Annotated in this window: 22 protein-coding genes; 16 read left to right on the top strand and 6 right to left on the bottom strand. The window is 41.6% G+C overall.

Annotated elements, in window-relative coordinates; all coding sequences use genetic code 11:
• Positions 1–23 precede the first annotated feature (23 nt).
• A complete protein-coding gene (locus V7138_RS03095) occupies positions 24–530 on the top strand; it encodes a YwgA family protein (RefSeq protein ID WP_335394177.1) in 507 nt (168 codons plus the stop codon).
• A gap of 50 nt (positions 531–580) precedes the next feature.
• Here V7138_RS03095 and V7138_RS03090 read toward each other — a convergent pair whose 3' ends face one another.
• Positions 581–1,882 carry an NCS2 family permease gene (locus V7138_RS03090; RefSeq protein WP_335394175.1) on the bottom strand — a complete coding sequence of 434 codons (1,302 nt, stop codon included), beginning with the start codon at positions 1,880–1,882 and terminating at the stop codon, positions 581–583.
• A 93-nt stretch (positions 1,883–1,975) separates the two neighbouring features.
• Positions 1,976–2,398, bottom strand: a complete 423-nt coding sequence (locus V7138_RS03085) for a hypothetical protein (RefSeq protein WP_335394173.1) — start codon at positions 2,396–2,398, stop codon at positions 1,976–1,978.
• Positions 2,399–2,532: 134 nt separating this feature from the next.
• Between V7138_RS03085 and V7138_RS03080 the strand changes: the two genes are divergently transcribed.
• Positions 2,533–3,096, top strand: coding sequence for a DUF4256 domain-containing protein (locus V7138_RS03080; protein ID WP_335394171.1), 564 nt, complete (start codon positions 2,533–2,535; stop codon positions 3,094–3,096).
• Between the two features lie 46 nt (positions 3,097–3,142).
• Here V7138_RS03080 and V7138_RS03075 read toward each other — a convergent pair whose 3' ends face one another.
• Positions 3,143–3,775: a LysE family translocator gene (locus V7138_RS03075; RefSeq protein ID WP_335394169.1), complete on the bottom strand. Its 633-nt coding sequence runs from the start codon at positions 3,773–3,775 to the stop codon at positions 3,143–3,145.
• A 123-nt stretch (positions 3,776–3,898) separates the two neighbouring features.
• A complete protein-coding gene (locus tag V7138_RS03070) occupies positions 3,899–4,087 on the bottom strand; it encodes a 2-hydroxymuconate tautomerase (protein ID WP_335394167.1) in 189 nt (62 codons plus the stop codon).
• A 96-nt stretch (positions 4,088–4,183) separates the two neighbouring features.
• On the opposite strand from V7138_RS03070, the gene V7138_RS03065 reads away from it, so the two are divergent.
• On the top strand, positions 4,184–4,855 hold the full coding sequence (locus V7138_RS03065) for a site-2 protease family protein (protein WP_335394346.1): 672 nt from the start codon (positions 4,184–4,186) through the stop codon (positions 4,853–4,855).
• A 58-nt stretch (positions 4,856–4,913) separates the two neighbouring features.
• Positions 4,914–5,426 (top strand): YwhD family protein, encoded by a 513-nt coding sequence (locus V7138_RS03060; protein ID WP_335394165.1) that lies wholly within the window; start codon positions 4,914–4,916, stop codon positions 5,424–5,426.
• A gap of 385 nt (positions 5,427–5,811) precedes the next feature.
• Here V7138_RS03060 and V7138_RS03055 read toward each other — a convergent pair whose 3' ends face one another.
• Positions 5,812–7,881, bottom strand: a complete 2,070-nt coding sequence (locus V7138_RS03055) for a transglycosylase domain-containing protein (protein WP_335394163.1) — start codon at positions 7,879–7,881, stop codon at positions 5,812–5,814.
• Between the two features lie 324 nt (positions 7,882–8,205).
• Between V7138_RS03055 and speE the strand changes: the two genes are divergently transcribed.
• From speE to V7138_RS03015, 8 genes are all read left to right on the top strand, one after another.
• Positions 8,206–9,033, top strand: coding sequence for a spermidine synthase (speE, locus tag V7138_RS03050; protein ID WP_335394161.1), 828 nt, complete (start codon positions 8,206–8,208; stop codon positions 9,031–9,033).
• 14 nt (positions 9,034–9,047) lie between these two features.
• The gene (gene speB / locus V7138_RS03045) at positions 9,048–9,923 is read left to right on the top strand and encodes an agmatinase (protein ID WP_335394159.1); all 876 of its coding nucleotides are present in this window, start codon (positions 9,048–9,050) and stop codon (positions 9,921–9,923) included.
• 162 nt (positions 9,924–10,085) lie between these two features.
• On the top strand, positions 10,086–11,981 hold the full coding sequence (locus V7138_RS03040) for a heavy metal translocating P-type ATPase (protein WP_335394157.1): 1,896 nt from the start codon (positions 10,086–10,088) through the stop codon (positions 11,979–11,981).
• A gap of 75 nt (positions 11,982–12,056) precedes the next feature.
• Positions 12,057–12,266 carry a heavy-metal-associated domain-containing protein gene (locus V7138_RS03035; RefSeq protein WP_335394155.1) on the top strand — a complete coding sequence of 70 codons (210 nt, stop codon included), beginning with the start codon at positions 12,057–12,059 and terminating at the stop codon, positions 12,264–12,266.
• Between the two features lie 156 nt (positions 12,267–12,422).
• A complete protein-coding gene (locus V7138_RS03030) occupies positions 12,423–12,800 on the top strand; it encodes a cytochrome-c oxidase (RefSeq protein ID WP_335394153.1) in 378 nt (125 codons plus the stop codon).
• 115 nt (positions 12,801–12,915) lie between these two features.
• Positions 12,916–13,344, top strand: a complete 429-nt coding sequence (locus V7138_RS03025; RefSeq protein ID WP_335394151.1) for a DUF1934 domain-containing protein — start codon at positions 12,916–12,918, stop codon at positions 13,342–13,344.
• Complete coding sequence (gene argS / locus V7138_RS03020; RefSeq protein WP_335394149.1) at positions 13,345–15,015, top strand: arginine--tRNA ligase; 1,671 nt, start codon at positions 13,345–13,347, stop codon at positions 15,013–15,015.
• Positions 15,016–15,090: 75 nt separating this feature from the next.
• Positions 15,091–15,270: a XapX domain-containing protein gene (locus tag V7138_RS03015; protein WP_010677237.1), complete on the top strand. Its 180-nt coding sequence runs from the start codon at positions 15,091–15,093 to the stop codon at positions 15,268–15,270.
• A 121-nt stretch (positions 15,271–15,391) separates the two neighbouring features.
• On the opposite strand, the gene cls is transcribed toward V7138_RS03015, so the two are convergent.
• Positions 15,392–16,597, bottom strand: a complete 1,206-nt coding sequence (gene cls / locus V7138_RS03010) for a cardiolipin synthase (RefSeq protein ID WP_335394147.1) — start codon at positions 16,595–16,597, stop codon at positions 15,392–15,394.
• A gap of 161 nt (positions 16,598–16,758) precedes the next feature.
• On the opposite strand from cls, the gene V7138_RS03005 reads away from it, so the two are divergent.
• The 4 genes from V7138_RS03005 (at position 16,759) to V7138_RS02990 (ending at position 22,740) form a co-directional block, all read left to right on the top strand.
• Positions 16,759–18,879 (top strand): (Fe-S)-binding protein, encoded by a 2,121-nt coding sequence (locus V7138_RS03005; protein WP_335394145.1) that lies wholly within the window; start codon positions 16,759–16,761, stop codon positions 18,877–18,879.
• Between the two features lie 359 nt (positions 18,880–19,238).
• The gene (locus tag V7138_RS03000; RefSeq protein WP_335394142.1) at positions 19,239–20,417 is read left to right on the top strand and encodes an acetyl-CoA C-acetyltransferase; all 1,179 of its coding nucleotides are present in this window, start codon (positions 19,239–19,241) and stop codon (positions 20,415–20,417) included.
• Between the two features lie 265 nt (positions 20,418–20,682).
• On the top strand, positions 20,683–21,537 hold the full coding sequence (locus tag V7138_RS02995; RefSeq protein WP_335394140.1) for a 3-hydroxybutyryl-CoA dehydrogenase: 855 nt from the start codon (positions 20,683–20,685) through the stop codon (positions 21,535–21,537).
• 69 nt (positions 21,538–21,606) lie between these two features.
• The gene (locus tag V7138_RS02990) at positions 21,607–22,740 is read left to right on the top strand and encodes an acyl-CoA dehydrogenase (RefSeq protein WP_335394138.1); all 1,134 of its coding nucleotides are present in this window, start codon (positions 21,607–21,609) and stop codon (positions 22,738–22,740) included.
• Positions 22,741–22,831: the final 91 nt, after the last annotated feature.

Raw genomic sequence — 22,831 nt, 5'->3', positions numbered from 1 at the left:
TTTGGTGAGGAGATGAAGGGGTTTTGTTAACAGAACATGCAAAAGTAATGAAGGCATTCGCTGCTGCTGGGGAAATTACAGGTCGAAAAAAATTACAAAAAATGATATATATCGCGAAAAAAATAGATTATCCATTTTACGAAAAGTATAACTTCCATTTTTACGGCCCTTACTCAGAGGAACTCACAGTACGTGTAGAAGAGCTTTGCAACCTAGGATTTTTAGACGAGGTTAAAGAGAAAAAAGGCGGCTATTATCAGTATCGTTATTCTTTAACGGAAAAAGGGGAGCAGTTTTTAGGCCACTATCAGTTGGACATGCCACCACTTAATGACTGTATGCAGGCGCTAAATAGCCAGTCTGCACGCTTTTTGGAGCTTGTATCCACTGTTTTATATTTTGAGGGACTTGAAAAAGACGAGGTCAAAGAGAAGATATTTACTCTTAAAGCAAAGCAACGTTATACAGACGAAGAGGTAGAAGAGGCCTATCAATATATTGATTCTCTTCGTAATATAGTAAAACATTAAAGAAAACTCGGCAGCTCAAGGTCTGCCGAGTTTTTTCGTAGTCTGCTTGGTTAATGCGGTAGAAAAGCGAGTTGGTAGAAGAACAGTACCGCAAACAGGTAAACGAGTGGGTGAACTTCTCTCCATTTTCCTCTGACAACTTTCATGAGAGGGTATGAAATAAAGCCTAAAGCAATCCCTGTTGCAATGCTTGATGTCAGCGGCATGCTTAAAATGATTAAAAATGCAGGGAAGGCCTCATCGATTTCATTCCATCTGATGTCTTTAATGCTTCCCATCATCAAGGATCCTACAATGATTAAGGTAGGCGCTGTAATAGCAGCAATCCCTGAAACAGCGCTCACTAATGGTCCGAAAAAGGCCGCTAGAATGAAAAGAATCGCCACCGTTACAGAGGTTAACCCGGTACGTCCGCCTGCAGCTACACCTGTTGACGATTCAATATAGGCACTAGTGGGGCTTGTCCCAAACATCGCACCAACTGTTGTACCGACTGAGTCTGCAAGTAGGGCCTGTCTAGCACGCGGCATCACATTCCCCTTCATAAGCCCAGCTTGCTCGGCAACCCCAATCATCGTACCTGTTGTATCAAAAATCGTAACAAGTAAAAATGAGAAGACGACCGCATAGAGTCCGTACTGAATGACATCACCAAATGCAACAACTGGATTTGCGATAATTAAACCTTCAGGCAGTGTTGGTGTATTCACGAATCCTTCTTTAAACTCAAGCTGTCCAGTAAAATAAGCAATAAGTGCAGTGATAATCATCCCGAAAAATAAGGCACCATTTATGTTGCGTGCCATGAGAATGAGGGTGATGGCTAATCCAACGAGTGCTAATATGACAGGTGGCGAATGTAAATCACCTAGTGTCACTAAATTGGTTGGGTGAGCGGTAATGATTCCAGTAAGCCTTAGTCCGATAAAGGCAATAAATAACCCAATTCCTGCTGTAATTCCATGCTTTAGATTTGGTGGAATCGCCTCAATTAATTTTTCCCGAAACGGCGTTAATGATAAAATGACAAAGATGATACCAGCGACAAATACAGCAGCAAATGCTGTCTGGTACGTGATATTTTCATTGGCTCCCACAACCGAATAGGCAAAAAAGGCATTTAGACCCATTCCAGGAGCAATTGCAATCGGATAATTTGCAAATAGTGCCATCCAAAGTGTTCCGACAACAGTCGCGATAATCGTTGCTAAAAATACCTGCTCAAACGGAACACCTGCATCTGAGAGGATAACAGGGTTAACAACAACTACATACACCATTGTTAAAAAAGTCGTAATCCCTGCAAGAACTTCTTTTTTTACATTTGTATTCAATTCTGCTAATTTAAACATTGTAAGTGTACCTCCCAAAAGGCGAACGATTTAAGAAACCTTTTCTATAATATTCGTTTTCGTTCCAGACTGCAAGACATACGTGAAATTCTGTTAGGCTGTTTGGATAAAGTTTAATAATGTCAACAGTTTTACTGTGTCACCTTGAAATGTGAGGAAATATGGTTTGTTTTCATCATCAAACACCATTAAATAGGGATTTTCTTGATCGGTGAAAATAATGGTTACTTCATCTACAAGATCATCAAACCATTGGTTTCTCACCATGATATTAGGCTCTAAAGGGATCCGGATCATGGTCCCTTCTTTTGGAATCGGATTGTATTTAACATATACACCATTAATATCTTCAAGAAAGCTCAAGACTTTTTGTTGGATATCTGTATTAATCGGCATGTGTTTTACAACCCTATCTTGGTTTATATCGAAAATTTGGATATTCTGGTTTGTTTCGGCCCCTGCCCCTGTAGATAACAGAAGAAAAATAAAAATAGAAAACAAGATACTTTTTAACATTTGAACCACCTCGGTGGTAGTGTTCCCAAAAAATAAGGCCCTATTTAAACTGAACGTTAAAAGTTAAGAAACATATAAGGTAGGATATACTTAAACTATATTCAAAACGTAACGATCAATTAGGAGGAAAAAACGTGACAAGTAAAAAGGAGTTATCTGTAGTACAGCGTGAAGAATTGTTAAAAGCATTGAAAGCCCGATTTGAGAAAAACATACATCGTCATGAAGAGGTAGAATGGGCGAAGGTGGAGGCAAAGCTCGAAGCAAATCCTGAAAAACTGTGGTCGCTTCAAGAGATGGAGAGAACGGAAGGCGAACCTGATGTTGTAGGTTATGATGAAAAGAAAGATGAATACATATTTGTTGATTGCTCAAAAGAAAGTCCTAAAGGGCGCAGAAGTGTTTGTTATGACCGTGAAGCACTAGAATCCAGAAAAAAGCACAAACCAGAGAATAGTGCGATCGATATGGCAACTGACATGGGGATTGAACTTTTATCAGAAGAGCAATATCGCTCATTACAGGAGCTTGATCAATTCGATTTGAAAACATCAAGCTGGGTGCAAACACCTGCACATATTAGAAAACTCGGTGGGGCCATCTTTTGTGATCGCCGGTATGACACTGTCTTTATGTACCATAACGGAGCAGACTCCTACTATGCAGCTAGGGGCTTCCGTGGATCCTTAAGGGTATAAAAAAAGGAGGATTGTTCAAATGTTGGACAATCCTCCTTTTGAAATTCTAATGATGGGCTTTTTCTAAAGCCAATTTGATACCAAAGCCAATTAGGATTGTGCCTGTAATTCCTTCAATCAGATTTTGGGCTTTCGGTTTTTTCATAAAAGTACTAATTTGATTGAGTAAATAAACATAAAGGAAAAACCATATGGCAGTCAAGACTGTATAGGTGAAGCCCATGAGAAGAAACGGTAGAAAGGTAGTGCTTCCAGCATCCACGAATTGTGGTAAAAAGGTTAAGAAAAAGACAGCAACTTTTGGATTTAGGAGATTTGTTAGGAAACCTTGTTTAAAGCAAGATGTGTTTTCAAACTTAGTACTCGTGTTCATCTCAACGCTTGCTGCCACCTCCTTTTTCCGTAACGCCCATAATGTCCTAACACCCAGATAAATTAAGTAAATAGCACCGACGTATTTGAAAATGGAAAATAAGACTGCAGACTTTACAATAATCGCTGAAAGGCCTAATACAGCAGCTGATGTGTGAATAAGAAGGGCGCAACAAGTCCCTAAAGCTGTTTTCAGACCCCCGACTCTTCCAATCGTGAGAGTATTCTTTGTGGCAATAGCAGTATCCGGACCAGGTAAAATAATGAGCAAAATACACATAAAGACAAACAGATAAAAGTTCTCCATTTTCCTATCCCCTTAGATTTTCATGTGATTGGTATCATTATATAAAAATGATGCTGGTAATTGAACATAAAGTTTTTATAAAAATGAAAACCCGTGGTTTGTTTACCACGGGTTTTACACATGCTATTCTTGATCGCTTAAACGTTTGCCGGCTACTGCGTAATGGTTTTTTGTCATTTCCTCAATGAAAACAACAATTTTTTCTTCTGATGCTCCAGTTGTTTCAGAAACAGCAGCTGTTACTTTTTCAACGAGCGCCTTTTTTTGTTCTTCAGTGCGTCCTTCTAGCATTTTGACTGTTACGTATGGCACAATTGATCTCTCCAATCTATGATTTCTAAAGCTTTACGAATATTGTATACTGAAAATAGTAACTTTTCTAGAAAAAGGAGAAATTCGGTGGAACAAATCAGTCGATATTTAGCATTTGATTTAGCTTTAATACCCTACGTAGTCATTACTCTACTCGTGGCATTTACAGTCCATGAATTCGCGCATGCGTATGTGGCATATAAGTTTGGAGACGATACAGCGAAAAGGCAAGGGAGATTGACATTGAACCCGATTGCCCACCTGGATCCGTTTGGTACCATTCTAATTTTTCTTGCAGGTTTTGGCTGGGCACGACCTGTGCCAGTGAATCGGTTTCATTTTAAAAAGCCAAGGCTTGCTGGAATCCTTGTTTCAGTTGCAGGCCCTTTAAGCAACCTAGTCGTTGCAGCACTAGCATTGCTCATTTATATTATCCTAATTCGAGTAGGTGTGTTTGCAGCCATTCCACAAGGCATAGGAGAAGGTTTTGAGACATTCTTTAACCTATTTGTACGACTGAACATCGTGTTGTTCATTTTTAACCTTTTACCGTTTCCGCCGCTTGACGGGTACCGCATTATAGAGGACCTGGTACCAGCACGGATTCGCCCTAGACTAACACAGTACGAGGGCCTTGGGATTGTACTCTTTTTAGTATTGGTTATTACGCCGCTCGGCGATCGGTTTTTGTTTCCGTTATTGTACGGAGGGGTCTACGCCGTCACGGATATATTAGTCATGATTTTCCGACCAATCCTCCAATTATAAAATCAGGCAGTCATATGATAAAATAGTCGGTAATGAGTAAAAAGGGAAAGGTGGATGTATGGTGGATCAACAAAAGAAAAAGGTTGCCTTTAATATTATTAAAAATGATCCAACAGATGGTCATAAAGGCTATGGAATTGGGGCGCTTAGCCTCGAAAATATTTCACCCGTATTCATTGATGTAGAAGATGAGGATGTTTTCGTTGATGTCGGTGCAATGCATGCGAGAAGCGTTGTTGAAAAAGGGATTAAGTTTCTGCCAAATAAAGAAGATGTTCCAAATGGAAAGCCGTTTTGGCTAGTTTGGGTCACAATCGATCGAAAGGAAGAGGGTCCTTATTACGCGGGTGTTACCGCTTGTGAAATGACAGTGGATCGTTCCATTCGCCGTGGCTACAAATCGCTGCCAGAGCATGTGAACAAAATGGATAAATCGTTAAAACGCCATATTATGGTTGATTTTATGGACGATAAATCAAAGAAGCTATTGTCGGACTTCCTAATCAATCACAACAAAGAAATTTGGGATAATTCCAGTGATGAGTTAAAAGAGGGGCTAAAGGTGGAATAGAGCTCTTCTAATTGTGACATTTTGGTGAACAAACGTACTAAAGCTTGAGCTTTTTTAACAAAATAAAGTACACTAAATTTACAATGTACACACATTGAAACTAGGACACAGAAACCCCCAGGCCCTACACAGCCTGGGGGTTTCGTTTTTTTGAATCACAGGAAGTTGCGATTCATGAGCGTTAGTAAGATTATGAAGCCCAATTTGAGTAAAAAACACGCTCGAAAAGGTCTTCATAAGAGTGATGAAGCCCAATTAGGGTGAAGGGCACCTCCGAAAAGGTCTTCATAAGGGTGATGAAGCCCAATTAGGGTGAAAAACACCTTCGAAAAGTCCTTCATAAGCAATTCATGCACCTCACGAAGACAAGGAACCCTCTGTCTCATTAGAACCAATCAAACATCCGCTTAAAGAAGCCTTTCTTCTCTTTTTCTTCCTTTTTCTTTGGATTTTGTTTCTTCCCATCTTCCACATTTTTCGAACAATATTCCGTTGGTTCGGTTCCCTTTTTATAATAGGTTAGCCTAGAAACAGGGCAATCCTTTGTTGGAAGCAAGCCTGTGTCTGGATTTACATACACCCCGACAACACCTTTTGTCGGTTTAAACGGTTTTGGTGCAATGCCCTTGTGGGCTTCCTCCATAAACCCGGCCCAAATATTTTTTGCATATTGGTTTTCTTCGACAATCGTCAGCTGTTCATTATTGTCATATCCAGTCCAGATGCCGGCAACGAGCTGAGGCGAGTATCCAATCATCCAGTTATCCGTTTCAGTTGAACCCGATTTTCCAGCGTAAAAGCGGGTTAATTTATCACTAATGTTTGATCCTGTTACAGCTGTATAATCATTTAATTTTTCATCAAACATCCCTGTCATCAGCTGTGTCGTCACAAAAGCGAGATCCTCATCAAGCACCTTTTTAGGTTTTGGGGTATTTTCATAGATGACCTCGCCCTTGTAATTTTCAACCTTAGTGATGAAAATGGGCTTATGACGTATCCCGCCATTATCAAATGTAGCGTAAGCATTGACCATTTCAAGTACGCTTACACCAGAAGTACCTAACGCAAGTGAAGGCACATCCTTAAGTTTACTTTGAATTCCTACCTTTTTCGCAATGTCAACAAGCTCACCGTCACCAAGGAAGAGGTGTGTTTTCACGGCATACACATTGTCGGATAAGGCTATTGCCTGGGCTAAGGTAATTGAATCATTGGCATAGTAATTTTTATAATTCCGTGGTGTATAGGTCGAACGATCAGCATCATACGAAAACGTTGTAAGTTCGCTACGGATTTGTGTGGACGGTGTATAGCCTTTTTCAAGTGCGGCGTAATATAAAAATGGCTTAAAGGTTGAACCAGGCTGACGTTTCGCCTGAGTCGCCCGATTGAATGGGCTTTCCTCGTAATCTCGCCCGCCAATTAAAGCCCGCACCTCACCATTTTTCGGATCCATCGCAACAAAGCCAAGCTGAATCCCGGAATCTTCTTTTATAAAGTTTGCGACTTTTTCTTCTGCGATTTCTTGCAACTTAGGATCGAGTGTCGTGTAGACACGTAAGCCGCCCGTTTCAATCGTTTCTTGGTCAAGCTTCAATTTTGAGTGAAGTTCCTTTTTGACAACGTCCTGAAAATAAGGAGCAATGTCCTCGCGTCCAACTACTTTGTTACCTGTAAAGCTGAGTTCTTCTCCACGAGCTTGCTCAGCGGTCTTTTTTGAAATGACGCCATTTTCAACCATTGAGTGGAGCACAACCTGTTGACGCTGTTTTGCTTTTTCCTCATTTACGAAAGGAGAGTAATGTGTTGGACCCTTTGGGATTCCTGCAAGCATGGATGCCTCTGCCAATGAAAGCTCGCTCGCTCTTTTTCCGAAATAGTAATTAGCAGCTGCTTCAATTCCATAGACACCATGTCCATAATAAATCGTATTTAAATAGCCTTCTAATATCTCTTTTTTGGAATAGTTTAGTTCAAGTCGAATGGTATAAAGGGCCTCGGTGAGTTTTCGGTTCCATGTTTTTTCATGCTCTAAAAAAAGGTTCCGTGCATATTGCTGAGTAATCGTGCTCGCCCCTTGAACCTTTGCCATTGCTTTAATGTCGGCAATGATGGCACCGCCGATTCGCTTGTAATCAAAACCATGATGGTCAAAATAGTTTCGGTCCTCAATCGATACCGTTGCGCCAATAACTGCCTCAGACATATCATCGAGCGATACCCAATAACGGGTTTCCCCTTGATGGCGTTCTTCCCCGATTAAAGTTCCATCCTCGGCATAAAATAAGGTCGATAAAGGAACGGCAAGAGGAGGTGCCCCCTGGGTTTTTGCATAGGAAAGTACGCCTAAAACTCCAACTGCCACAAGGGTACAACCTATTAAGCCAATGAAAAGACAAGCGCGCAAAATTTTTAACGCGATTTTTAATCGATCATTTGTAATCAGTTCCACAGGGTTCACCTCTCTCTTTTTCTATCTGAGATCTCTATCTATCACCTTTTTCACAGGCATATATCAATCAGTATTAAAGGATTACCGCTGTTTTAAACATATATTTACTAAAAGATGAAAAATTTTCTTGCATTTTGGCTGGTTTCCTCTATACTTTTTTGAGTTGAGAGAAATCCGGAAGCTTGCATTACGTATGTGCCAAGGCAAATCCATCAACTTTTGCCTATTTGGAAAACAAGGCAAAAACATCAATTTTTTTGAGGGAATAGGGAACGATAAAGGGATAGAATCCCTGAATTTTTCAATCGAAAGGATGTTATGAACATGGAATTATGGTTTACGGAGAAACAAACAAAAAGCTTTGGTATTACAGCAAAAATTAAACAAACCTTACATACAGAACAAACAGAGTTTCAAAAGCTTGATATGATCGAAACGGAGGAATTTGGCAATATGCTCGTACTTGATGGCATGGTGATGACCACTCAAGTCGACGAGTTCGTGTACCACGAGATGGTCGCGCATGTACCGTTATTTACACACCCAAATCCTGAAAACGTACTAGTCGTTGGTGGCGGTGACGGTGGGGTAATTCGTGAAGTGTTAAAGCACCCAAGTGTGAAAAAGGCGACTTTAGTTGATATTGACGGAAAAGTAATCGAGTATTCAAAGAAATACCTACCTGAAATTGCAGGTAAGCTTGAAGACCCACGCGTGGATGTGAAGGTTGACGATGGCTTCATGCATATCGCAAAAAGTGAAAATGAATACGATGTAATTTTGGTTGACTCTACTGAGCCTGTAGGTCCAGCGGTAAATCTCTTCACAAAAGGCTTTTATGCAGGCATTTCAAAAGCATTAAAAGAAGACGGCGTATTTGTTGCGCAAACAGACAACCCATGGTTCACACCGGACTTAATCCGTAACGTGCAACGCGATGTAAAGGAAATCTTCCCAATCACACGTCTTTATCTTGCGAATATCCCAACCTATCCAAGTGGTCTATGGACATTCACAATCGGTTCGAAAAAATACGATCCATTAGAGGTAAGCAACGATCGCTTCCATGAGATTGAGACAAAATACTACACAAAAGAAATCCATAAAGCAGCGTTTGTATTGCCAAAATTTGTTGCTGACTTAACGAAATAATTGGGGGATTTTCGATGAGATTTGATGAAGCTTATTCAGGAAATGTGTTTATCAAAAGCCACCCGAATTTTGAGGAGAGCGAAGCCGTCATTTATGGTATGCCAATGGACTGGACAGTAAGCTACCGTCCAGGTTCACGATTTGGCCCAGGGCGAATTCGTGAGGTATCGATTGGACTTGAGGAGTATAGTCCATACCTTGATAAAGAGCTAGATGAAGTAAAATATTACGATGCGGGGGATATTCCGTTACCATTCGGAAACCCGCAGCGCAGCCTTGATATGATTGAGGATTTTGTGGATCAGGTTTTAGCAGCTGGAAAATATCCACTTGGCATGGGCGGCGAGCATCTCGTATCTTGGCCAGTAATGAAGGCTGTTTATAAAAAGTACCCAGATCTAGCGATTATTCATATGGATGCCCATACCGATTTACGCGAGAATTACGAGGGAGAGGCACTTTCCCACTCAACACCCATTCGTAAAATCGCGGAATTGATTGGACCGGAAAATGTCTTTTCATTTGGAATCCGCTCAGGGATGAAAGAAGAATTCCAATGGGCGAAGGAAAACGGGATGCATATTTCAAAGTTTGAAGTGCTAGAGCCATTGAAAAAGGTCCTGCCAAAGTTAGCGGGCCGACCTGTATATGTAACGATTGATATTGATGTGTTGGATCCTGCCCATGCACCGGGAACGGGTACAGTGGATGCTGGTGGAATTACGTCTAAAGAGCTACTTGGCGCCATCCATGAAATTGCAAAGTCAGATATTCGAGTGGTTGGGTCTGACTTGGTGGAGGTAGCACCCATTTATGATGCGTCTGAACAAACCGCAAATACGGCAAGTAAGTTGATTCGCGAAATGATTTTAGGATGGATTCAAAAATAATACGAAAGGTCATGGATTTGAAAGATGAGTCCATGACCTTTTTTGCTTTAGGACTCCCCAAGCCAAGTCGGTTTGGGGAGTTTTTCTAATTTTGACGTGGGTCAAATAGTTTATCACGACTTCCTTTTATTATAAAGGTATAGAAGGAAAGGAGAGGATAAAATGATTAATTGGATAAATCGACAAAAAACAAAGATCACTGCTATTTCAGGAGCATTGCTTGTTCTAGCATTGATTTTTCACTTAACAGGATTTGACTTGGTAAAATCGGCTTCACTTATTATTGTGACGGTCATCGCGGGAATCCCGATCTTCATAAAAGCATTTCAAGCATTAAAAATGAAAGCATTCAGCATTGAATTGCTCGTCACAATCGCTGTTATTGGTGCTTTGTTCATCGGTGAATTTGTAGAATCAGCCGTCGTTACCTTCCTGTTTTTATTCGGTGATTATTTAGAAGCGCGGACGTTGGAGAAAACACGTTCTTCGCTAAAAGACCTAGTTGACATGGCGCCACAGGAAGCAATTGTTGTCCGAGAGGGCAGCCAAGTTACGATCCCAGTTGAAGAGGTGCTTGTCGGGGACCGAGTGATTATCCGCTCTGGTGGAAAGGTTCCGGTCGATGGCAAAATCGTTTCAGGTCAGGCTTTACTAAATGAGGCAGCAGTTACAGGTGAATCTGTACCGGCTACCAAGAAAATAGAAGACAAAGTATTCAGCGGAACCATCGTCGACAATGGCTATATTGAATTGATCGCAGAAAAGGTGGGAGACGATACGACTTTTGCCAAAATTATCGAACTAGTGGAGGAAGCACAGGAATCTAAATCAAAGACTGAAAAATTCCTTAATAAATTTGCGAATGTCTATACACCGGCTGTCGTTGTTTTATCCGTCATTGTCTATCTGTTCACAAGAGATCTCCATATCTCGATTACCTTCCTTGTCATCGCTTGCCCTGGTGCACTAGTAATTGGAGCCCCGGTTTCAAATGTTGCTGGAATCGGAAATGGAGCGAAAAACGGTGTCTTGGTCAAAGGTGGAGAGGTTATGGATATCTTCTCGAAAGTAGACACCCTCGTTTTCGATAAAACGGGGACATTAACGAAAGGGAAACCAGAAGTAACAGATATTAAGACGTTCGGGGACTTTGAAACAAATGAATTATTACCGCTCGTTGCCCAAGCAGAAACTATTTCAGAGCACCATTTGGGACAGACGATTGTAAAAGAAGTGAAAGCGAGAAAACTAGCTTTAGAGATTGAACCAGAAGAAGGTGAAGTCATTAAAGGAAATGGGATCCGGGCAAAAGTAGCAGGACATATCCTTGCAATTGGAAATCGGAAACTGATGGAGTCAGAGGGTATCGAAGTTCCGGAAAACGTCGGAGCCTATGCCATTGACCGAGAAAGAGCTGGTAATACTGCCATTTTTGCTAGTGTTGATGGCAAGATCGCAGGCATTTTCTCAATCGCGGACCAAATTCGTGAAGATGCGCAAAGAGCACTTGCCCAGATGAGAAAAAACGGCATTAAGAAAATCGTCATGCTCACTGGTGATAATAAGCATACTGCAGAACTTGTTGCGACTACCTTAGGCTTGGATGAATTCCATGCAGAGCTGCTTCCGGAAGATAAAGTGGAATACGTAAAAAAATTAAAAGCAGAAGGTCGTGTCGTAGCCATGGCAGGGGACGGAATCAATGATGCTCCTGCAATCGCAACTGCAGATATCGGCCTCGCCATGGGTGAAGGCGGTACAGATATTTCGATGGAAACAGCAGACGTCGTGTTAATGGCGGATAAGCTCATGCAATTTTCACACGCTTACTCCTTATCGAAAGCAACCATCCGCAACATGAAACAAAACACCTTCTTTGCAGTTGGCATTGCCTTTGTACTCTTAACCGGGGTACTTATGGGAACTGTTCATCTCGCATCTGGCATGTTCATCCATGAAGCAAGTGTCCTATTAGTTATCCTGAACGCGATGAGATTAATGGGATTCAACCGCAAAACAATGAAGAAGGAACACGGCTTACAGGTAGCAACTGTCTAAAATTTGACCCAGGTCAAAGAATGACATGAAAAACCATCTTACAATAAGTATAGAAAAAGAAAAGGAGAGGTTAAAATGGAAACCATTAAATTACAATTAGAACCGCTTACTTGTCCATCTTGTATTAAAAAGATTGAATCAAAGGTTGGAAAAATGGAAGGTGTACAAGAAGCAAAAGTATTATTTAACTCAAGTAAAGTGAAGGCTACATTTGATTCTAATCGAGTCACTAAAGAACAAATCACAGAAACCATTGAAAAACTTGGTTACCCAGTACTACATTAATGATGAAACGGACAAGCGGCTTTGAAGCTTGTCCGTTTTGCTTTTATGTGACCAAAGCCCCGCGCGAAATATATTTTAACAAGTATGACAATTCTTTTTGCTTACGTGAATATAATACATTTGAACTACATTTTCACCTAATAAAGGGGGAGTTCGATGGTCGGGGTTCGTTTTTTGAAAATGGCGGCATTGTATTTTGTGATTGGTGTTTTAATCGGGATGGGTATGTCAATGTCACACTCGTACACCCTAACAGGAGTTCATGTTCATATTAACTTACTGGGCTGGGCGTCTATGGGGCTGGCGGGAATTGTCTATTATTTATTCCCTCAGGCGGGAGAATCAAAGCTTGGAAAGATCCATTTTTGGCTTCATAACATTGGTTTGCCGGTGATGATGATTGGACTCACGATGTTACTGCTTGGCAATCCAGCAGTTGAGCCTGCCATTGCAATCGGTGGTACAGTTACTACTCTGGCAATCATCCTTTTTGCCATCAATATCTTCATAAACGTCAAAGTTACTAAGCAATAATCCTCCTAAAACACTTCTCTTACTCGGCCTAGGCCGAGTTTTCTTTTTTAATTTGAAATCCCCTTACTAAATGCCGTATACTAGTAAAGTTAAGGATTTGTAAGGATGTGTAGACATGAGTACTGGAACTCCCATTACACTTAAATTTGTAACTGAAATTAAGGAAGGCCTGCGTAAAGAAAATGTTGCTTTTGACGCAAATGGTCTATACTACATAAAGGGTAATAATACGTACTTGCAGTTTGATGAAGAGCAAGAAGCAGGTACGGTTAAAACGGTCATCAAAATCTCGGAAAAAGAAGTACTCATCCTTCGTTCGGGACAGGTGAAGATGAGGCAAGTCTACCGAAAAAATGAAACCACGAACGGTTCTTTTCAAAACCAGCTTGGAACGTTTGACCTCAAGACAAAAACGAATAATATCGAATTCAAATGGTACAAAAACTCTCGAAAAGGGACGTTATTTTTAGCATATGAGCTTTCACTTCATGGTGAAAAGTCAGGATTACATAAGATAACCATTACATTTAAGGAGCGAAACTAGATGAATGTTGTTGATCAAGTAAAAGAGCGCTTGAAAGCGGAAATTAAAGATGCAGCTTTAAAAGCTGGACTAGCTACGGAAGACCAAATTCCTGAAGTTGTGTTGGAGCTGCCAAAGGATAAGGCACATGGGGATTATGCGACAAACATGGCGATGCAGCTTGCACGTGTGGCAAAAAAGGCACCTCGTATGATTGCTGAAGACATCGTTGCCAACTTCGATAAATCAAAAGCATCCATTGAAAAAATTGAAATTGCAGGACCAGGATTTATCAATTTTTATATGAACAACTCTTATTTAACCGATTTAATTCCTGCGATTTTAACAGCAGGTGACGCGTACGGTGAAACAACAGTAGGCAATAAACAAAAAGTACAGGTCGAGTTTGTTTCGGCAAACCCAACAGGTGACCTTCACCTTGGACATGCTCGTGGAGCAGCGGTTGGTGATTCTTTAAGTAATATTTTACAAAAAGCGGGTTATGAGGTATCCCGTGAATATTATATAAATGATGCAGGTAACCAGATCAATAATCTAGCGAAGTCTGTAGAGGCTCGTTACATGCAAGCACTTGGCAAGGAAGCTGAAATGCCTGAGGACGGGTACCATGGACAAGATATCGTAGGTATTGGAAAGCGACTTGCTGAAGAATTTGGCGATAAATATGTCCACATGGATGAAAACGAAAGCTTCGACTTTTTCCGTGAGTATGGCTTGAAATATGAGATGGAGAAGCTTCAAAAGGATTTAGAAGAGTATCGAGTTCGCTTTGATGTATGGTATTCTGAGACTTCTCTATACCATAACGGAAAAATTGACCGAGCACTTAATGCGCTTCGTGAAGCTGGTCATATTTATGAAGAGGATGGCGCTACTTGGTTCCGTTCAACGACTTTCGGTGACGATAAGGACCGTGTGTTAATTAAAAATGACGGCTCTTATACGTATTTAACTCCTGATATTGCATACCATCAGGACAAGCTTGAGCGTGGCTTCGAAAAATTAATCAACGTATGGGGTGCTGACCATCATGGTTATATCCCGCGTATGAAGGCTGCGATTCAGGCATTAGGCTATGATAAAGAAACACTTGAGGTAGAAATCATTCAGCTCGTTCACCTGTTTAAAAATGGTGAAAAAATGAAGATGAGTAAGCGTACCGGTAAGGCTGTTACGATGCGTGAATTGATTGAAGAGGTTGGGTTAGACGCGGTGCGCTACTTCTTCGCAATGAGAAGTGCGGATACACATCTTGATTTTGACCTTGATTTAGCTGTGTCCCAATCAAATGAGAACCCTGTGTACTATGCGCAGTACGCACATGCGCGTGTATGCAGCATGCTCCGTTCAGGCGATGAAATGAAGATTGCCTTAGACGGAAACTATGCGCTCGAACATATCAACTCCGAAAAAGAAGTTGACCTGTTGAAGAAGCTTGGGGAGTTCCCGGCAGCTGTAACAGAAGCAGCTGAAAAGCGAATTCCACATCGTATCACAAACTATGTCAATGAACTAGCGGCTGCACTTCATAGCTTCTACAATGCCGAGAAAGTGCTTGACCAAGACAATCTTGAAAAAACAAAAGCACGCCTTGCGCTAATGAAGGCCGTTCAAATTACATTAAAAAACTCATTACAATTAATCGGTGTATCTGCACCTGAGAAAATGTAAACTAAATGATGAGGCCCTCACTTGAGTAGAGGGCCTTTTTGTTGGGAAATATAATGTAAAAGGGAGGATACATACATGAAAGAGGTTATCTTGGCCCTGGTCACGGGTCTAGTTGTAGGATTTTTATTTGCTTTATTAAAATTACCAATCCCAGCACCACCAGCACTTGCAGGCGTTACTGGAATTATCGGGATTTATTTGGGATTTAAATTGTTCCAATGGATCGCACCACTCATTCAATTTGGTCCGAAATAAAAGGCACCCGTGCGAACGGGTGCCTCATTAGTTAGTGGCAGTTAATTTAAAATAGCGGCAGTAACCTACTCCCGGGCGGGCGTCAATTTTTGTTAGTGACAGTATATTCCACGCCATCGCCCTATAAAAAGTGGGAAATCCACGTTGCGAACTTAATTTTAAACTTATTTTCCGACTTTAGTTCCTCAATTCGTTCGCGGGTTAGCTCTTTTGAAGTTTCGAAATCACTGAGCACCATATTTTTGACCTCTTGAATGACTTCTTTGTCATGGATATAACAATTGATTTCATAATTCGAATAAAGACTTCTTTTGTCGAAATTGGCGGTACCGATGTCACAAAGCTTGTCATCGATACAAATCACCTTTGCGTGGTAAAAGCCCCTCGTGTACATATGAAACTGAATCCCAATCTTTGAGAGTTCATCCATATAGGGAATGGCGGCTTCTTTGACAAGAGGATGATCCGGCTTTTTCGGTAAAAGAACACGGATCTCTACATTGCGTTTCGTAGCGGCAATCAATTCCTGTTTAAGCTGATCACTTGGCACAAAGTAAGGAGAGCCAATGATAATCTCATGTTCGGCTTGCTTGATCATACTGATATAATCATCCTCAAGATGAGCACCGTTTGTTGAAATAAATCTCGTTTGCGACTTTCCTTTAGGGAGCGGCGGAAAATAGCTGTCACGATTTGAAATGGCTTCCTTCGTGGCGTTATACCAATCCTCTAAAAACTGTGTCTGCAGGTCCGCGACTCCTTCACCAGTTAGCTTCAAATGATAATCGCGCCAGAAACCAAATTTCGGATCCTTTCCAAGATACTCTTTTCCGATATTGAATCCACCAATATAACCTTCTTTTCCATCAATGACAGAAATTTTCCGATGATTTCGTGCATTTAGTTTGTAAAAAAAGTAAGGGAAATTAGGCTTATTACTATAGGCAAATGAAACTCCTGAGCGAGTCAGGTCATTTTCCATGTCCTTCGTAACCCCGTGGGCACCAACCCAATCCAGAAGGAGCCGGACTTTAACCCCTTGCTCGGCCTTTTTCGTTAAAAGGGAAACAAACTCCTTACTGATGTCATCGTCCTTCAAAATATAAAACTCGACATGAATATGTTCGGTTGCGTTTTGAATGTCTGTAAAAAGATCGGTGAAGAGAGAATTACCCGTTGCATAAAGAGCCACGTCACTATTTCGCAATGGAAACTCATCATCAACTTGTTTTTTTAAATGACTTTTTCTTCCGAGACTGTAATCAAGGCGGAGTAACAGTAATAGAATAATGATAATAAGGACAATCCAGAAGATTATGCGCAACAAATTTACCCCTCCTATATTGGCGTTCACTTAGTTTACACGAAAATTAGAATGATTATTTCAGATTTGGAAAGAAAAAGATTGACTGAATGCTCATTCATAATATAATGGATATATGAACTATATAGTCAGAAAATTAATACCCTTTAGAAAGGAGCTTAAACATGAATATCCTCTTGGTTATAAATCTTCTTGCATTCCTTACTGTAACCGCTTACGCCATTTATCTTTTTGTATACCTCATTAAAACAAGAATTGCTTATATCAAGCTCGGTAAAAAAGTCGAATTTGATGGGAAAGTAAAGGAACGTCTGGAGCGGATTTGGATCAATGTCTTCGGACAGAAAAAGCTTTTAAAGGATAAAAAGAGTGGAATTATCCATGTCATGTTCTTCTATGGTTTTATTCTAGTCCAATTTGGTGCAATTGATTTTATTTGGAAAGGCCTAAAGCCGGGCTCCCATCTGCCTCTTGGACCATTGTATCCAGGCTTTACCTTTTTCCAAGAACTCGTCACATTTATGATTTTAGTCGCGGTCGTATGGGCATTCCATCGCCGATATGTAGAAAAGCTTGTAAGGCTAAAAAGAGGCTTTAAATCAGGTCTTGTCCTTTTATTTATTGGAGGCTTAATGCTTTCTGTTTTACTTGGGAACGGTGCTGGAATCGTCTGGCATGGCCATGAAGCCACATGGACTGAGCCCATCGCATCCGTCATTGCACTTGCATTAGGCGGACTTAATGAAACAGCTGCGATTGTCTTTTTCTATATCGCTTGGTGGATTCACTTACTCTTCCTGTTAAGCTTCCTTGTCTATGTGCCTCAATCGAAGCACGCGCACTTAATTGCGGGGCCTGCGAATGTGTACTTAAGCAGACAAACAAGCCCAGGAAAGCTTGAAAAAATTGATTTCGAGGATGAAACACAGGAAACCTTTGGGGTTGGGAAAATTGAAGACTTTACGCAAACACAATTAGTTGACCTCTACGCATGTGTGGAATGTGGTCGCTGTACGAATATGTGTCCAGCAACAGGCACTGGAAAAATGCTTTCACCAATGGATTTGATTGTGAAATTACGAGATCACTTAACTGAAACCGGTGCAGTTGTGACTTCGCGTGTCCCATGGGTACCGGCAGTTGCTTTTAACCATACAAAAGGAAATCAGCTTGCACTAGCATCCGCAAGTCAAGGCGCGAATGAAACGGCTGCAACGGCAGAATTAGCTTATAGCCCAAGCTTAATTGGCGATGTCATCACAGAAGAAGAGATTTGGGCATGTACGACTTGCCGTAACTGTGAAGACCAATGTCCTGTTATGAATGAGCACGTCGATAAAATCATTGATTTACGCCGTTATTTAGTTCTTACAGAAGGAAAAATGGATGCTGATGCGCAGCGTGCGATGACGAATATCGAGCGTCAAGGAAATCCATGGGGCCTCAACCGGAAGGAAAAAGAAAACTGGCGTGAAGTCCGTGACGATGTTCATGTACCGACTGTAAAAGAAGTGAAAAAAGCAGGCGAGGAATTTGAATACCTCTTCTGGGTTGGTTCTATGGGTGCATTTGACAACCGAAGCCAAAAAATCGCCCTTTCATTTGCAAAGCTGATGAATGAAGCGGGTGTGAAATTTGCGATTTTAGGAAACAAGGAGAAAAACTCAGGTGACACACCACGTCGACTTGGAAACGAGTTTTTATTCCAAGAGCTTGCGACCAATAATATCGCTGAATTTGAAAAGGCAGAAGTGAAGAAGATTGTTACAATCGACCCACATGCCTATAATATTTTCAAAAATGAGTACCCGGATATGGGGCTTGAGGGTGTAGAGGTTTTCCACCATACAGAGCTCTTATACGACCTTGTAAAAGAGGGCAGATTGGTTCCGAAACACGCGGTGAACGAAGTCATTACATGGCATGACTCCTGTTATTTAGGACGCTACAATGATGTATATGACCCGCCTCGAGAAATTCTGAACCAAATTCCAGGTGTCAAGCTTGTTGAAATGGAACGCAATCGTGAAAAAGGAATGTGCTGTGGCGCAGGTGGCGGTCTAATGTGGATGGAAGAAGACACAGGAACCCGCATTAACGTAGCAAGAACGGAGCAAGCGATTGCCGTGAACCCAACTACAATTGGTTCCGGTTGTCCTTTCTGCTTAACCATGCTAAGCGATGGTACAAAGGCGAAGGAAGTCGAAGACCAAATTGGCACATACGATATTGCAGAAATCCTTGAAAGATCAGTAGTGGGGGAACAAAAAGAAATTGCATCATAATGGAAAATTATGATTTATCTTCCACTATTGATGTTGTAAAATAGGAATATAGGAAACATTTAATCTTTTATAAATAGAATAAGAGAAAAAGAGGTGTACGTTCGTACGCCTCCTTCTTTCCATGAGTTCCGAGCGAGCGTTCAGTCGGATTAATGTAAGCGGTTACCGATTTTGCTAATCGTGCCAGATTAGAGGTAGATGAGAACAAAAGAGTAACGAAAACAAGGGAATCATACCCGATTTTAGACCGACGAGAGCAAAAGGTAACGAAAACATGAAAGTCATGAAGAATGTTGATTCAAACCGAAATGCATGTTCAAATTAGCTAATTCTTAACTCAATATCAAGGAGGATGGAGCATGGGAAAAACGGTCATTGTCAGTGGAGTTCGTACCCCATTTGGAAAATTAGGGGGAAGTCTTAGCTCGTTAACAGCATCTGAGCTTGGGGGAATTGCCATTAAGGAAGCCTTACAGCGAGCTGGAATCAAAGGTGAAACTGTGGATGAAGTCATCTTCGGGTCGGTTTTACAGGGGGGTCAGGGACAAATACCTTCACGTCAAGCAGCACGAAATGCGGGAATCCCGTGGGAAGTGAAAACAGAAACCATCAATAAAGTGTGTGCATCAGGGCTTCGCAGTGTCACACTTGCTGATCAAATCATCCGTGCTGGTGATGAAGAAGTAATTGTTGCAGGTGGTATGGAGTCTATGAGTAACGCGCCTTACTTTTTACCGAAAGCACGCTTCGGACTACGAATGGGAGATGCGAGTTTAAAGGACTTAATGGTTCATGATGGCTTAACCTGTAGCTTTCAAGGTGTTCATATGGGTACTTACGGCAACGAGGTAGCATCAGAACTAGACATTTTACGTGAGGAGCAAGATAAGTGGGCACTTCGCAGTCACGAGCGGGCGATTGCGGCGATAGAGTCAGGTAAGCTTGCTGAAGAAATTGTGGCAGTAGAAGTAAAAGGACGTAAAGGTGCGGTTACAGTTATTGACCAAGACGAAGCGCCACGTGCGGACACAACACTTGAAAAATTAGCAAAGCTCAAATCAGTGTTTAACGCTAACGGCACACTCACAGCTGGAAATGCGCCTGGTGTGAATGATGGAGCGGCAGCTCTTGTTCTGATGAGCGAAGAGCGAGCAAAACAAGAAGGAAAAGTACCTCTTGCAACAATACTAGCCCATGCTGCCATTTCGGTTGAAGCAAAGGACTTCCCGAAAACTCCAGGACTTGTCATTAATGAATTATTAAAAAAGACAGGAAAAACAGTCGAGGAAATTGATTTGTTTGAAATCAATGAAGCCTTTGCTGCAGTGGCATTAACGAGTGGGAAAATTGCTAATCTTGACCCTGAAAAAGTCAATGTTAACGGTGGGGCAGTAGCACTTGGTCATCCAATTGGTGCTAGTGGGGCCAGAATCATCATTACACTTATTCATGAATTAAAACGTCGTGGCGGCGGCATTGGGATTGCAGCCATCTGTAGTGGTGGAGGCCAAGGTGACGCAATCATGGTTCAAGTATAACTTTATTCAGCAGAGGTACCTACCTTTTTAGGTAATGGGATTGGTGTAGAAGAGTAATCAATTCAGAGGTGGTTTAAAACCTGGCTGAAAAAGTTAAAGCCTCCGGCGGATGCCTCAGATTTTTTAGAGGAGTTTTTCGAGCAATAAGATTAAAGACTAAAATCGCCACATCCTGTGGCAACGTCTTTATGACCCACTTCCTGTGGGCCTAAAAATCTGGGCGCAAATACGCCAAGGCGCATTTGATTAATAGGAGGTATGTTAAATGAAAGTACAAAAGGTAATGGTTATTGGTGCGGGACAGATGGGCTCAGGGATTGCACAGGTTTGTGCAATGGCAGGCTATGGTGTCAAGCTTCACGATTTAAAACAAGAATACGTAGACCGCGGGTTTGCTACAATTACGAAAAATCTTACCCGTCAAGTTGATAAGGGGCGTATGAGTGAAGAAGATAAGATAGCGACTTTAGGAAGACTTACGCCATCACTTGATCTAAATAATGCAAGTGATGTCGACCTTGTCATCGAAGCGGCCGTTGAAAATATGGACGTGAAAACAAAGCTTTTCTCACAACTAGATGAAATTGCACCTCAGAACGCTATTTTAGCAACAAATACTTCCTCTCTTCCAATTACAGAAATTGCAGCGGCAACAAAGCGCCCTGAAAAAGTAATTGGCATGCATTTTATGAATCCAGTTCCAGTTATGAAATTAGTCGAAATTATTCGCGGCTTAGCGACTGCCGATGAAGTCTATCAAGTCATTGAAGACATGACAAAGACGTTAAATAAGGTTCCAGTAGAGGTGAATGACTTCCCTGGATTTGTGTCCAACCGCATTTTGATGCCGATGATCAATGAAGCGATTTACACCCTTTATGAAGGTGTTGCCACAAAAGAAGCAATAGATGAAGTGATGAAGCTTGGTATGAATCACCCGATGGGACCACTAACACTAGCTGATTTTATCGGACTTGATACATGTCTTTATATTATGGAAACCCTTCACGAGGGCTTTGGCGATGACAAATACAGACCATGTCCATTGCTTCGCAAATACGTGAAAGCAGGTTGGTTAGGTAAAAAATCAGGTCGAGGTTTCTACACTTACGAAGGATAGGGGTGAAGCGGAGTGACAACTCTTACAAACAACCCATATCATCAAGATCCCACATTGGAGGGAAGCAGCATGAATTTTCATTTTACAGAAGAACAAGCAATGATGCGAAAAATGGTCCGTGATTTTGCCAAAGAGGAAATTACGCCATTTATAGAGCGTATGGAAAATGGGGAGTTTCCACGAGAAATCCTTTCAAAAATGGGGGCTCTCGGTTTAATGGGGATTACGACCCCTGAAAAATATGGCGGTGCTGGGATGGATTTTACATCTTATATCATCGCGATCAATGAGCTCTCTAAGGTGAGCGCGACAATCGGGGTTATTTTATCCGTTCATACCTCTGTTGGTACGCATCCGATTTTATATTTTGGTACAGAGGAGCAAAAGCAAAAATACATTCCGAAGCTTGCCAGTGGCGAATATCTTGGCGCTTTTTGTCTCACCGAACCGAGCGCTGGCTCAGATGCTGCTAGCTTAAAAACAAGGGCTGTAAAGCAGGGTGACCATTATGTACTGAATGGTTCAAAGGTTTTCGTCACAAATGGTGGCGAAGCGGATGTGTATATTGTGTTTGCCCGAACAAATCCTGCTGAGACTGGCAGCAAGGGAATCACGGCATTTATTGTTGAAAAAAGTACCCCTGGCTTTGTATTCGGAAAAGATGAGCATAAAATGGGGCTCAATGGTTCGCGGACCCTTCAAATCACATTCGAGGATGTAAAGGTGCCAGCTGAAAACGTGCTGGGGCTTGAAGGCGAGGGATTTAAGGTCGCCATGGCGAATCTAAGTATCGGCCGGATTGGCATTGCTGCTCAGGCTCTAGGAATTGCGGAGGCTGCTCTTGAACACGCAGTTGAGTATTCAAAGAATCGTTATCAATTTGGAAAGCCAATCGCATCCTTGCAAGGTGTTGGTTTTAAGCTCGCAGATATGGCAACAGCTGTGGAAGCGTCAAGACTACTCGTCTACCGCGCAGCATTTTTACAGGAGCAAGGACTGCCTTGTGCTAAAGAAGCGTCCATGGCAAAGCTATTCGCATCTAAAACCGCGGTAGAGGTCGCAACCGAAGCGATTCAGGTATACGGCGGCTATGGCTATACAAAGGACTATCCGGTTGAACGATTCTTCCGGGATGCAAAAATAACGGAGATTTACGAAGGCACCAGCGAGATTCAACGAATTGTCATTAGTAAGCATTTATGATGGGGCTAATGTGCAAATGATGGGATGGAGCGTCGCAACTAATTAGAATTTGACGTCAAAATCTGGCTGTAGACGCAAATAAGTGGGATTT

The organism is Bacillus sp. JJ1533 (assembly GCF_036965045.1).
Lineage (GTDB): Bacteria > Bacillota > Bacilli > Bacillales > Bacillaceae_L > Ferdinandcohnia.
This window is presented reverse-complemented; position numbering and strand designations above follow the sequence as displayed.

Coding starts and splice junctions, on each gene's coding strand:
- V7138_RS03040 (WP_335394157.1), top strand. CDS start 10,086: ATGATTAATTGGATAAATCGACAAAAAACAAAGATCACTGCTATTTCA.
- speE (WP_335394161.1), top strand. CDS start 8,206: ATGGAATTATGGTTTACGGAGAAACAAACAAAAAGCTTTGGTATTACA.
- speB (WP_335394159.1), top strand. CDS start 9,048: ATGAGATTTGATGAAGCTTATTCAGGAAATGTGTTTATCAAAAGCCAC.
- V7138_RS03085 (WP_335394173.1), bottom strand. CDS start 2,398: ATGTTAAAAAGTATCTTGTTTTCTATTTTTATTTTTCTTCTGTTATCT.
- V7138_RS02990 (WP_335394138.1), top strand. CDS start 21,607: ATGAATTTTCATTTTACAGAAGAACAAGCAATGATGCGAAAAATGGTC.
- V7138_RS03035 (WP_335394155.1), top strand. CDS start 12,057: ATGGAAACCATTAAATTACAATTAGAACCGCTTACTTGTCCATCTTGT.
- V7138_RS02995 (WP_335394140.1), top strand. CDS start 20,683: ATGAAAGTACAAAAGGTAATGGTTATTGGTGCGGGACAGATGGGCTCA.
- V7138_RS03075 (WP_335394169.1), bottom strand. CDS start 3,775: ATGGAGAACTTTTATCTGTTTGTCTTTATGTGTATTTTGCTCATTATT.
- V7138_RS03000 (WP_335394142.1), top strand. CDS start 19,239: ATGGGAAAAACGGTCATTGTCAGTGGAGTTCGTACCCCATTTGGAAAA.
- V7138_RS03090 (WP_335394175.1), bottom strand. CDS start 1,882: ATGTTTAAATTAGCAGAATTGAATACAAATGTAAAAAAAGAAGTTCTT.
- argS (WP_335394149.1), top strand. CDS start 13,345: ATGAATGTTGTTGATCAAGTAAAAGAGCGCTTGAAAGCGGAAATTAAA.
- V7138_RS03030 (WP_335394153.1), top strand. CDS start 12,423: ATGGTCGGGGTTCGTTTTTTGAAAATGGCGGCATTGTATTTTGTGATT.
- V7138_RS03005 (WP_335394145.1), top strand. CDS start 16,759: ATGAATATCCTCTTGGTTATAAATCTTCTTGCATTCCTTACTGTAACC.
- V7138_RS03025 (WP_335394151.1), top strand. CDS start 12,916: ATGAGTACTGGAACTCCCATTACACTTAAATTTGTAACTGAAATTAAG.
- V7138_RS03015 (WP_010677237.1), top strand. CDS start 15,091: ATGAAAGAGGTTATCTTGGCCCTGGTCACGGGTCTAGTTGTAGGATTT.
- V7138_RS03060 (WP_335394165.1), top strand. CDS start 4,914: ATGGTGGATCAACAAAAGAAAAAGGTTGCCTTTAATATTATTAAAAAT.